The sequence below is a fragment of the Pararhodobacter sp. SW119 genome, from assembly GCF_017811755.1.
GTDB lineage: Bacteria > Pseudomonadota > Alphaproteobacteria > Rhodobacterales > Rhodobacteraceae > Pararhodobacter.
In genome coordinates this window covers 42626-53870 of sequence record NZ_JADDJF010000022.1, presented here as the reverse complement: position 1 = coordinate 53870, position 11245 = coordinate 42626, and the positions used below count along the sequence as shown (strand labels likewise).

The 11245-nt window shown below is 67.0% G+C and carries 10 protein-coding genes and 1 tRNA gene; 5 read left to right on the top strand and 6 right to left on the bottom strand.

Translation table 11 applies throughout. From position 1 onward, the window contains the following. The coding region (locus IM708_RS13255; RefSeq protein ID WP_209427049.1) for a hypothetical protein at positions 1-192 on the top strand (192 nt) is incomplete at its 5' end. A gap of 21 nt (positions 193-213) precedes the next feature. Here the strand turns inward: IM708_RS13255 and IM708_RS13250 are convergent. The 5 genes from IM708_RS13250 to IM708_RS13230 form a co-directional block, all read right to left on the bottom strand. Next, a tRNA-Ala gene (locus tag IM708_RS13250) sits at positions 214-289 on the bottom strand. A 218-nt stretch (positions 290-507) separates the two neighbouring features. Beyond that, a complete protein-coding gene (locus IM708_RS13245; RefSeq protein ID WP_209427048.1) occupies positions 508-1500 on the bottom strand; it encodes a DUF2927 domain-containing protein in 993 nt (330 codons plus the stop codon). After that, on the bottom strand, positions 1487-2644 hold the full coding sequence (locus IM708_RS13240; protein WP_209427047.1) for a toxic anion resistance protein: 1158 nt from the start codon (positions 2642-2644) through the stop codon (positions 1487-1489). Before IM708_RS13240 ends, IM708_RS13245 begins: the two co-directional genes overlap by 14 nt. Then, a complete protein-coding gene (locus tag IM708_RS13235) occupies positions 2641-3564 on the bottom strand; it encodes a 5-bromo-4-chloroindolyl phosphate hydrolysis family protein (protein ID WP_209427046.1) in 924 nt (307 codons plus the stop codon). Before IM708_RS13235 ends, IM708_RS13240 begins: the two co-directional genes overlap by 4 nt. 200 nt (positions 3565-3764) lie before the next feature. Continuing rightward, positions 3765-4835: a pseudouridine synthase gene (locus tag IM708_RS13230; protein ID WP_209427045.1), complete on the bottom strand. Its 1071-nt coding sequence runs from the start codon at positions 4833-4835 to the stop codon at positions 3765-3767. 71 nt (positions 4836-4906) lie between these two features. Here IM708_RS13230 and IM708_RS13225 point away from each other — a divergent pair, with 71 nt between their 5' ends. Together IM708_RS13225 and IM708_RS13220 are read left to right on the top strand one after the other, a co-directional pair. After that, entirely contained in the window at positions 4907-5371 is a 465-nt protein-coding gene (locus IM708_RS13225) for a nucleoside deaminase (RefSeq protein WP_245243178.1), read from the top strand. A gap of 402 nt (positions 5372-5773) precedes the next feature. Further along, on the top strand, positions 5774-8116 hold the full coding sequence (locus IM708_RS13220; RefSeq protein WP_209427044.1) for a UvrD-helicase domain-containing protein: 2343 nt from the start codon (positions 5774-5776) through the stop codon (positions 8114-8116). A gap of 410 nt (positions 8117-8526) precedes the next feature. On the opposite strand, the gene IM708_RS13215 is transcribed toward IM708_RS13220, so the two are convergent. Further along, on the bottom strand, positions 8527-8745 hold the full coding sequence (locus IM708_RS13215) for a DUF1127 domain-containing protein (protein WP_209427043.1): 219 nt from the start codon (positions 8743-8745) through the stop codon (positions 8527-8529). Positions 8746-9056: 311 nt separating this feature from the next. Between IM708_RS13215 and IM708_RS13210 the strand changes: the two genes are divergently transcribed. Together IM708_RS13210 and mraZ are read left to right on the top strand one after the other, a co-directional pair. Next, on the top strand, positions 9057-10151 hold the full coding sequence (locus IM708_RS13210; protein ID WP_209427042.1) for an Mrp/NBP35 family ATP-binding protein: 1095 nt from the start codon (positions 9057-9059) through the stop codon (positions 10149-10151). Positions 10152-10735: 584 nt separating this feature from the next. Continuing rightward, positions 10736-11242: a division/cell wall cluster transcriptional repressor MraZ gene (mraZ, locus tag IM708_RS13205; protein WP_209427041.1), complete on the top strand. Its 507-nt coding sequence runs from the start codon at positions 10736-10738 to the stop codon at positions 11240-11242. Positions 11243-11245 lie beyond the last annotated feature (3 nt).

The following is an 11245-nucleotide window of genomic DNA, read 5'->3' as shown; positions in this document are numbered from 1 at the left end:
TCTAAAGCTGTCCACTTGCCCAAGTCTTTCTCGTACGGAGTTTTCGACTTCTGCTGTCCGGCCTCAAGATCAAAGAAAGTCGGTGGCGGTGGCTCAACCGCGGATGCGGAAACACTGCGGTGCGCACGCATTGACCGAGGCGAAACCCTGTCCGCATGGGCCATCATCGTCGCCAGCATCAGCCACAGTTGATCTTGAAAGGCTTCGGGAATTTGGTGGAGCCGAGGGGAATCGAACCCCTGACCTCGTCATTGCGAACGACGCGCTCTCCCAACTGAGCTACGGCCCCACAGGTTCGGCGCTGGCGGGTGTTCTGCCTTGCGCCGTCGTCGAAGCCGCGATGCACCGCCGCCCGACAGTCGAGGCGCATAGCACCCTGCGATCCGGTGCGCAAGATGTTCGACGATGCGGATCGGCGCGCGGGGCGGGTGTGGCTGCCTGCCACTTGCCGAGGCGACTGTGTCGCAAGCTTCCCGAGCCGTCGGGGCCGCGCGGACATTCGTGGTTTCAGCTTTCGCCACCGATCAGTTCCGTCGAGATCCGTTGCACGATGGGGCGGGCTTCGGCCTCGGACATGCCGGGCTGAAGTCGCGGATCGTAGTGGATGCGCAGCAGGAGCGTATCCAGTGCGGTGAGGAAGGCGTATTCCTCGTTGTCGTTGAACACCGACGGCCGGGCGAGAACGCTGTCGTTGGCGAGCCCCAGACCTTGTGCAATCTCTTCGTGGTAGCAGGCGAGCCGGGTCAGGTCGGGGTGTTCGGCGCGAATGATCGCGACCGCATCGGAATAGGCGTCGTCGTCTTGCCGCGAGAAAGCGAGCACGAGGCAGAAGGTTTCCCTGGGCATGTCGGTGACCAGGCTCAGGGCGGCGGGATCGATCCCGGGGATGAGCGCGCGCAGCCGCGGCGCGATCGCACGCCGCTCGGTTTCCGAGAGCACGAGGATGTGGAAATTGGCGCCGTCATTGCCTCCCGGCGGCAACAATCGCATCGGATGGCGGGTGATCGACGAGATCCGGTTGACCAGAGAAGCGACCTCGGACCGGTCGTTCGCCCGCTTTGCCGCCGACATGGAGGCGCCGAATTCCAGGCGCAAGCGCACGGGTTCCTCCCAGCGGCGCAGGGGGGCGGCGGTCGAGCGCGCGATGAAGCCGCGCGCAGTGCGCAGGTATTCGTCGCGCAGCGCGATCTCGACATAGATATCGGTCAGTCTTCCGACCGACAGCGCCATCTGGTCCGCGCCGGAATCGGTTCGCATCAGGCCGCGTGCGCGGCGATCGGCCTCGATCCGGCGATAGTATGCGGCGAGTTCCGCCGATATCGCATCCTCGGGCGAGGCCTCTGCGGCCGGTTGCGGCGCCGGGCTGGCGGTCGGAGCGGGGGGCATTCCCAGCGTGCCGCAGCCGGCGAGCCAGCCGAACCCGGCAAGGGCCAGAACGCGCCCCGATACCGCGGCGCCATCGGTGATCTGCCGCGCGCGCGGCCGTTCAGCGGCTGTCACGCGCACTGGCTGCGGCGAGCGACTCGCGCAGCTCGGCCTCCATCTTCTGCAGCTCCTGCTCGGCCGCGGCACGCTTGGTGCGCCCGGCATCCGCGATCTGCAGGCTGTCCTCGATCGTGGCGATCAACGCATCGTTGGCGCGTTGCACCGCCTCGATGTCGAAGGCGCCGCGTTCGATCTCCTCGCGCACCTCGCGGTTGGCCTCGCGCAGGTTGTCGGCATTGGCGGTCAAGAGTTCGTTGGTCAGGTCGTTGGCCGCGCGCACCGCCTGCGCCGCATCGCGCGAGCGCTGGATGGTCAGCGCCTGGGCAAGCTGCGTCTCCCACAGGGGCACGGTGTTGACCAGGGTCGAGTTGATCTTGGTGACCAGCGACTTGTCGTTTTCCTGCACCAGCCGGATCGAGGGCAGCGACTGCATCGTGACCTGCCGCGTCAGCTTCAGGTCATGGACCCGCCGTTCCAGATCGTCGCGGGCGGCGCGCAGGTCGCGCAGCTCCTGCGCCCTGAGGATCTTGTCGTTGTCGTCCGCGGCGTCGACCGCCGCTTCGCGCGCGGGGATCGTCTTGGCGTCCAGTTCCCTCAGCTTCTCCTCGCCGGCGGCGATGTAGAGCGCAAGCTCGTGATAGAAGGCCAGCGTCTTCTCATAGAGCAGGTCGAGCGACTTGATGTCCTTCAGAAGCGCCGTTTCATGCCCCAGCAGGGTCTCGGTGATCTTGTCGATCTGTTGCTGAACATCCTCGTACCGGGCGATGAAGTTCGCGATCGGCGCCGCCTTGCCGGTGAGCCGCTCCCACCAGCTGCGCTGGCGCCGCGCGTCCAGTTCGGTGACGGAAAAGCCGCGGATCGTGCCGACCATCTGGCGCAGGGCATCGCCTGCGGGGCCGACGTCCTTGTTCTTGACGTCGGCCAGCATCGCCTGGCTGATCTGCTGCAACTCCAGCTGCGCGCGCGACCCGAAGCCGATGATCGACCCGGTCTCGCCCATGTCGATCTCGCTCATCCGCGTGCGGATCGCCTCGACCTGGCCGGAATCGGCGCTGTCGAGCGTGATCACTTCGGCGGTCGGCTCGGCCAGTTTCAGACCCGCGGCCTTCTCGATGGCATCGGTCAGTTCCTCGGCTTGCCGGCGTACGTTCTCGGTCATCGGGTCGTCCTTTCAGGGGAGGAAGGCTCGGGAAGGGTGGAATCGTCGGGGATCACGGGGCGCAGCCCTTCGCGTTCAAGACGCTCGCGCAGCACCTCCATCTCGATATCCAGCGCCTGTCGGTCGCTGTCGAGCAGGGTTTCGGTCCGCAGCGTGAAGTTCTGCCGCAGATCGTCGAGGAGCGAGAGGTAGGCCGCGCGCGCCTTTGGATCGCGCTCGCGTGCGTAGAGGTCGGCGAACTTGACCGTCGCGTCCCGCGCGCCCAGCAGATAGACGCCCATGTAGCGCCGCGCCGCGGTCAGCCGGCGCGGATCGTTTTCCACCGCGCGCAGCAATTGGCGCACATGGGTCTGGAATTCGGCCAGCCGCTCCTCGACCCCGCGGTCGCGGGCGCGCAGGACCGCGTCGGACATCGCCGAAAGGTGGCTCTCGGCCTCCTCGACCGCGCGGGCGACCCGGTCGGTCTGGAACTGATCCACGCCTTCCAGCCCCTTGTCGCGCAGCGGGTCGGCCCCGAAGGCGGCGAGGTGCAGTCCCGCCCCCAGCGCCGCAAAGATCACCGCGTTCACCAGCCCGCCCCCGGCCAGTCCCGCCAGCCCCAGCCCGAGGCCCATGGCGGCCGCGCCGAAGATCTTGCGCGGGATCGCCGGACGGCGGGCGACGCGGCGCGCGTCATAGGCATCCTGCGCGATCACCCCCTCGCGCGTCAGCCAGGCCGACAGAAGCAGCAGCGCAAAGACGCCGAGGTTGGCCAGCAGGCCCGCCGGGTCGCGAAAGAAGGCGCTGAAGGCGAACAGGAACGGCAGCACGAAAAGAAGGTTCGTGCGCAGTCCGACCGGGGCGCGCCGGGCCGGCGCCACCGGGGCCTTGGCACCGCCGCGTGCTCCCGGGCTGTAGGTTCCGCCGAAACGCCGCGCCATGCTCAGCCCCCCGTCATCCAGACATAGAGAACCAGCGCGATCAGAAGCGCGTAAGACGTTCTCTGCAGTCCCTGTGTCGACACTGGCCCCGGCCTCCTTGACTGCCACCTGAAAACGGATGGCGGCGCTGACGCCATGCCGCGCCGCGCCGCATGGGCTCAACATATATCCCCGCAAGCGGTTCCTTGAAAGGCCCGCCCTTAGCGGCGCGGGCCACTTTCGCGCGGTTTTCGAGGTGTCGTCACCGCCTGATGGCGTTTTGTTCCGTGCGAGCGTGGCTTCTTGCCGTCGCCGGGTGCCGTCGTGGCTTTGTTGCCGTCGCGCGTGTCGTCGTCCCTGCCGCCGGTGCGGCCTCCGTGGCTTTTGGTGGCCCAGGACCGGAATTTCCCCGCCGGTGCCGGCTCAGCACCCGCGTCGGCGGCGCGGCCCGGCCCGGCGGCGCGCGCCGGACTTGGGCGTTTGCGCGGGGCGGTCGTCCCGGTTGCTTTCCCGGCGCGGGGTTCGGCCGGCGGCGGCGCCGGGATATCGAGGCCGAGCTGGTCGCGCAGGACGCGCGGGCGCACCTCCTCGACCGCGCCGGGGGCCAGATCGCCCAGCTTGAACGGACCGTAGCCCGTGCGGATCAGCCGGTTGACGATCAGCCCCACGGCTTCCATCGCGCGCCGCACCTCGCGGTTCTTGCCCTCGCGGATGCCGACGGTCAGCCAGGCGTTCGCGCCTTGCTGGCGGTCGACCGTCACCTGCATGGGCTGGAAGCGTTCCCCCTCGACCGTGAGGCCCTGGCGCAGCGGCTCCATCCGCGCGTTGTCGGGCGTGCCCTTCACGCGCACCCGGTAGCGGCGCAGCCAACCGGTGGAGGGCAGTTCCAGCCGGCGCTTCAACTCCCCGTCGTTGGTCAGCAGCAGCAGACCTTCGGAATTGATGTCCAGCCGGCCCACCGAAACCACCCGCGGCATTCCCTCGGGCAGCGTTTCGAACACGGTCTGGCGGGCCTTCTCGTCGCGGGCCGAGGTCACCAGGCCCAGCGGCTTGTGATAGAGCCAGAGGCGCGGCGGCTCGGGCGCGGCCAGGGGCTTTCCGTCGACCAGGATGCGATCCTGCGGCGTGACATTCAGCGCCGGGCTGTCGATGCGCTGGTCGTTCACCTGCACCCGGCCTTCCGCGATCATCGCCTCTGCCGCGCGGCGCGAGGCGACCCCGGCGCGCGCCAGCACCTTCGCGATGCGTTCGCCGGCAGGGGCGGCTTGGTCGGGGCGGGGCGGAGGGGACATGGGGCACCGGATCGGGAGGGCTTGCGTTGCGCAGGCTTGCGCGGCGGGGGGGCAGCGGGCATCTAGGCCCCATGAACCGTGTCGCCGCCCCCATGTCAATCGCGCTGCTCGAGGCCCGTGCCGCCGCCGCGCGCGGCGAGGTGCCGGTGGGCGCGGTGGTGCTGGACCCCGCGGGCGGGGTGGTGGCGCAGGCTGGCAACCGGACGCGTGAACTGTCCGACCCGACCGCGCATGCCGAGATTCTTGCCCTGCGCGCGGCCTGCGCGGCGGCCAGGTCCGAACGTTTGCCCGGCCATACCCTGTGGGTCACGCTGGAACCCTGCCCGATGTGCGCCGCGGCGATTTCCTTCGCTCGCATCGCCCGGCTCTATTTCGGCGCGTCCGATCCGAAATCCGGCGGGGTGCTGCACGGGGCGCGGGTCTTTTCGCACCCGCAATGCCACCACGCGCCCGATGTCTACGACGGGATTGCCGAGACCGAGGCCGCGGACCTGCTCCGCGCCTTCTTCGCGAACCGCCGGAACGGCTGTGGCTGATTCCGCGCGCGAAACAGGTCGTCGCGGCGCCGCGCGGGTTTTCGCGGGACAGGCCATCTGCGTCCCGAAACCCTTCCGAACGGCCCCGAGGGGGCGAAATCTCGGCAAACTGCCATACGTTTGCCATACACTTGCCATACGCTTGCCATACACATGCTGGCAGGCAGGAATCCTGCAATATCAAGGGCATGGCGCCTATTCGGGCGCGCGCGGCCAGCCCCCTGCGGACGACGCGTCAAGCTTTCGTCAACCTGCACTGCCGCGCCGCCCGCCGGGATCTCGGGGCCGCATCAGGGCCTCGATGGCAGGACGTGAACCCGGCCGCGAACAAGACAGGAACACGCACTTGGCGTTCCGGCCGGTCTGCGCTAGAGTCGCCTGACGCAGAAGCGGGGCAAGAGCATGAGCAGCGGATCGGGGCCCAGCCTGTCGCAACTGGCGATGGCGCGGGCAGGGCAGGGCGCGCAGGCACGGTATTTCGACGGGCTGAACCCGCCCCAGCGACAGGCGGTCGAGGCGCTGGAGGGGCCGGTGCTGATGCTCGCCGGCGCCGGCACCGGCAAGACCCGCGCGCTGACCGCCCGGATCGCGCATCTGCTGGCCACCGGCACGGCGCGCCCGAACGAGATCCTTGCGGTGACCTTCACCAACAAGGCCGCGCGCGAGATGAAGGCGCGCGTCGCGGCCCTTCTGGGCGAGAGTGTCGAGGGGATGCCCTGGCTCGGCACCTTCCACGCCATCGGCGTGAAGCTTCTGCGCCGGCACGCGGAACTCGTTGGTCTGAAACCCAATTTTACCATCCTCGACACCGACGACCAGATCCGCCTGCTCAAGCAGATCATCGCCGCCTTCAACATAGACGAGAAGCGCTGGCCCGCCCGGCAGATGGCGTCGATCATCGACAACTGGAAGAACCGCGCCTGGCGCCCCGAGTCGGTCCCGGCCGAGGAGGCGAGCGCCTACAACAACCGCGGCACCGAGGTCTACGCCGCCTATCAGGACCGCCTGCGCACGCTCAACGCCTGCGATTTCGGCGACCTGCTGCTGCATGTGGTGACCATCTTCCAGACCCACCCCGACGTGCTGTCGCAATACCAGCGCTGGCTGCGCTTCATCCTGGTGGACGAATACCAGGACACCAACGTCGTGCAGTACATGTGGCTGCGGCTTCTGGCCGGGGCGCACCGCAACATCTGCTGCGTGGGCGACGACGACCAGTCGATCTACGGCTGGCGCGGCGCCGAGGTCGGCAACATCCTGCGGTTCGAGCGCGACTTTCCCGGCGCGCAGGTGATCCGGCTGGAGCAGAACTACCGCTCCACCCCGCATATCCTGGCCGCTGCGTCGAAAGTGATCGCCGGCAACGAGGGGCGGCTGGGCAAGACCCTCTGGACCGACCTGGAAGGCGGCGAGAAGCTGCGCCTGATCGGCCACTGGGACGGCGAGGAAGAGGCCCGCTGGATCGGCGACGAGATCGAGGCCGTGGAACGCGGCATGCGCGGCCTCGAGCCCCTGTCACGCAACACCATCGCGATCCTCGTGCGCGCCAGCCACCAGATGCGCGCCTTCGAGGACCGTTTCCTGACCATCGGCCTGCCCTATCGCGTCATCGGCGGCCCGCGCTTCTACGAACGGCTCGAGATCCGCGATGCGATGGCCTATTTCCGGCTGGCCATCACGCCGACCGACGATCTGGCCTTCGAGCGGATCGTGAACACGCCCAAGCGCGGCCTGGGCGACAAGGGGCAGCAGACGATCCAGAAGGTGGCGCGCGCCGCCGACGTGCCGCTGCTGCAAGGCGCGGCGATCGCGCTGCGCGACGGGCTGATCTCCGGCCGGGCCGCGGGGGCGCTGCGCGGCTTCATCGAGAACATGGCCCGCTGGCACGACGCTGTGCGGCAGGGCACGAACCATATCGAGATCGCCGAGCAGATCCTCGACGAATCCGGCTACACGGCGATGTGGCAGAGCGACAAGACCCCCGAGGCGCAGGGGAGGCTGGAGAACCTGAAGGAACTGATCAAGGCGTTGGAGGAGTTCGAGAACCTGCAAGGCTTCCTCGAACATGTCGCGCTGATCATGGACAACTCGTCGGAGGACACGACCGAGAAGGTCACGATCATGACCCTGCACGCGGCGAAGGGGCTGGAATTTCCGGTGATCTTCCTGCCGGGATGGGAGGACGGGCTGTTCCCCAGCCAGCGCAGCATGGACGAACAGGGCCGCAAGGGGCTGGAGGAGGAGCGCCGGCTGGCTTATGTCGGCATCACCCGGGCCGAGCGGCTGTGCACGATTTCCTTCGCCGCCAATCGGCGCGTCTACGGGCAGTGGCAAAGCCAGCTGCCGTCGCGCTTCATCGACGAACTGCCGGCCGAGCATGTCGACGTGTTGACGCCGCCGGGGCTTTACGGTGGGGGCTACGGTGCGGCGGGTATGCGGCCCCCGGCGCAGATCGAGGCCGGGCTGGAGGATCGGGCGGCGCGGGCCGATGTCTACAACTCGCCCGGCTGGAAGCGCCTTCAGGCGCGGACGGCGACGGCGACCGCGCGCGCGCCTAGCCAGCCCGCCGGCACGGACGTGATCTTTCGTGCCGGCGAGCGGGTGATGCATGCGCGATTCGGGACCGGAACGGTGATCGCGGTCGATGGCGACAAGCTGGCCATCGCGTTCGATCGAGCCGGTGAAAAACACATCGTCGCGCGGTTTCTCAGCCCCGCGGAGGGCGTCGATGATGTGCCTTTCTGAAGCGAGAGGTCACCACGGGGCGTCCTGTGACGATGACTGTCCAAATTTGGACGCTTCGCCAAATAATTGATATAGAAGGCTAAAGATCAGAAATTAACCGCAATGAAAGTTTTGGCCAGAGGCCTGCAGAGCGGGGCCGACGCGGGCGCCCGCGGGGAAAGAACCCCAAGACGTCCGGTTGCCGCCGCAGAAGCTTCGGGGGAGCGTTGCGAAAAGAAAAGGCGCGGCTGCCGAGGGAGGAGGAGGGCAACCGCGCCGATGCCGGCCGACCCAGGGAGGAGGAGGGGCCGTACCGTCTTTTCCGAACAGCCGCCAGGGAGGAGGAGGGCGACCGTCCTTACGAAGGACCCAGGGAGGAGGAGGGGCCCAACGTCTGATGTCGAACCACCCGCGGGCGGTTCGGAATTCGTTCAGGCCTTCGGCCCGTAGGCGGCCTCGTAGGCCACGCGTGTGATCATTGAGCGCGAAAGGCCAAGGTCCGACAACTCGCGCGTGCTCAAGGCGTCCAGTTCCGCGTAGGTCTGGCGGAACCGCTGTGCGCTTTGCCAAGTATCGACAACCGCCGGCAGCATCGACCTGACCTTGTCGAACAAGCCTTCCCGACCGGTTGTCTGCGTCAGATACGCCATTTCGAGTGCTCGCTTCCGTTTCAGACGCAGGCCGTTCAGGTTCTTTGTGCGCCGTGTTGCAGTGAAGATGGACCCGATGCTGCATCCGCACAATCCCTAATTGCTGCATTGCAGCTATGCAGCGGTAACATGGTGACGTTGCGTAAATTTTAACCGGAAATCAGCGTGTTCGCTCATGATCTGACCGGTTCTGCCCGGATCGCGAAGGCGCGGAGGTCAGCTAAATGCCCTTGTCCGCCGCGCGAAAGTGCACAGGTATGGGGCAGATCAAGGCGCATGGGACTTCCGGCGCGAAAGTCAAGGAGACGCGGATGCGCACCCCCTCTGAAACCCGGCGTGAAGATGTGCTCGACGCGCTCAGTCTGGTGCAATTGCCGGATGGCGGAAATCTGGTCTCGCGCGATCTGGTGCGGGCGCTGGTCGTCGAACAGGGCGCGGTACGCTTTGTCATCGAGGCCGAATCGCCCGAAGCCGCCAGAACCCTTGAACCCGTGCGGTCCAGGGCCGAGGCCGTGGTGCGCGATCTTCCCGGGGTGGAGCGCGTCAGCGTGGCGCTGACCGCGCATGCGCCCGCCGCCCGCCGCGCCCCGCCGCCGGGAGAGGCGCCGTCGCTGAAGATTGGCCGCCATCCGACGGCAAGCGCCGGCCCGCAGGCCGTGCCGGGCGTCAAGCGGCTGATCGCCATCGGTTCAGGCAAGGGGGGCGTGGGCAAGTCCACCGTATCCTCCAATCTGGCCGTGGCATTGGCGCGGGAGGGCTGGCGCGTCGGCCTGCTGGACGCGGATATCTACGGACCCAGCCAGCCGCGCATGATGGGCGTGACCCAGCGCCCCGCCTCGCCGGACGGCAAGACGATCATTCCGCTTCAGGCGCACGGGGTCACCATGATCTCGATCGGGCTGATGATGAAAGAGGATGACGCGGTGATCTGGCGCGGCCCGATGCTGATGGGCGCGCTTCAGCAGTTGCTCACCCAGGTGCAATGGGGCGAACTGGACGCGCTGATCGTCGACATGCCGCCGGGCACGGGCGATATCCAGCTGACGCTTTGCCAGAAGTTTCAGGTCACGGGGGCAATCGTCGTCTCGACCCCGCAGGACGTGGCGCTTCTGGATGCGCGCAAGGCGCTGCGGGCGTTCCAGACGCTGAAGACACCGGTTCTGGGCCTGATCGAGAACATGTCGACCTTCATCTGTCCGAAATGCGGACACGAGGAGCATATCTTCGGCGAGGGCGGCGTGCAGCGCGAGGCCGAGAAGCTTGGCCTGCCGTTCCTCGGCGCGCTGCCGATCTCGGTCGAGGTGCGACTGTCGGGGGATGGCGGCGTGCCGGTTGCGGCGACCGACAGTCCGGTCGCCGACGCCTACCGCCGGATGGCGCGTCGACTGATCGAATCGAGCGTCTGACTCCCGCGCGCGGGTCTTGCGGCACCCGCCGCCACGGCCTGTCATCCGATCCTGTCTGGAACCGCATGGCACCGGTGCGATTCGGCCGCCCGCAGCGATTCGATGCGTTGCATGTGGGTTTCGCCGGGAATCTGTTGCGGGGTTGCCACAGACTCGCCCTGGATCATGGTTTCGGGGTGGTTAAGGCACTCGAATTGCCACGGTTTCATCTTGTGGTTGTATTCTGGATTCACTCAACATATAGTTGGTGGGGCGAGATGTGGCGTCCCAGATGCTGTGGAACAAAGGGAAGCCGGCAAGAAAATCGTGGTCGGACCATAAATTCCCATTGCGTACCATGAAGTGCCATGTCATCTTCTGGCTATCGGAAAGCGGACAACAAAAAAACGAACCAAGCAGGTTTCATACAGGCACCCCGCAATCCCGAAGACGAAAGATCCGGCGCGCAAGCGAGCAGAAATCCCCCCCCAGGAGGTTTGCGCAAGCCGGGCACCCAGAGATGGGAACGAGGGCGGCGGTTCGGGCAGTGGCAGCAGCCCGGCCGCCGTTTTCATTGGCGGGGCGGGCAGTGAGGCACAGTCGGCGTGTTGCGCAGATTTCGCGGCGAATATCACCAGAAGGTGGATGCGAAGGGCAGGGTGTCGGTCCCGGCCCTTTTTCGGCGTGTGGTCGAGGCGGGCGATCCCGAATGGCGTGACGGTCTGCGGCCCAACCTGGTCATCGTCTATGGTACCGACCGGCAGAAGCGGCTGGACTGCTTCACCATCGAGGCGATCGAGAAGATCGACCGCCGCATCGACCGGATGAAGATGGGCTCGCCGGAACGCAAGGTTCTGGAACGCATATATCACGGCCATTCCTTCCCGACGCAGGTCGATGACGACGGGCGGATCATCCTGCCCTCGAAGCTGCGCGAGAAACTGGATCTGGGCGAGGCGGCGTTCTTCATCGCCGCCGGCGATCATTTCGAATTGTGGAAACCCGAAACCTACGATGCCGAAGAGCGCGCCAAGGCCGATGCCTGGCTCGACGCGCAGGACGAGGATTTCGATCCGAACATGCTGCTGCCCGATTTGCCTGACGAGCCATGATGG

Coding starts and splice junctions, on each gene's coding strand:
- IM708_RS13225 (WP_245243178.1), top strand. CDS start 4,907: ATGAACCGTGTCGCCGCCCCCATGTCAATCGCGCTGCTCGAGGCCCGT.
- IM708_RS13215 (WP_209427043.1), bottom strand. CDS start 8,745: ATGGCGTATCTGACGCAGACAACCGGTCGGGAAGGCTTGTTCGACAAG.
- IM708_RS13235 (WP_209427046.1), bottom strand. CDS start 3,564: ATGGCGCGGCGTTTCGGCGGAACCTACAGCCCGGGAGCACGCGGCGGT.
- IM708_RS13220 (WP_209427044.1), top strand. CDS start 5,774: ATGAGCAGCGGATCGGGGCCCAGCCTGTCGCAACTGGCGATGGCGCGG.
- IM708_RS13240 (WP_209427047.1), bottom strand. CDS start 2,644: ATGACCGAGAACGTACGCCGGCAAGCCGAGGAACTGACCGATGCCATC.
- IM708_RS13210 (WP_209427042.1), top strand. CDS start 9,057: ATGCGCACCCCCTCTGAAACCCGGCGTGAAGATGTGCTCGACGCGCTC.
- IM708_RS13230 (WP_209427045.1), bottom strand. CDS start 4,835: ATGTCCCCTCCGCCCCGCCCCGACCAAGCCGCCCCTGCCGGCGAACGC.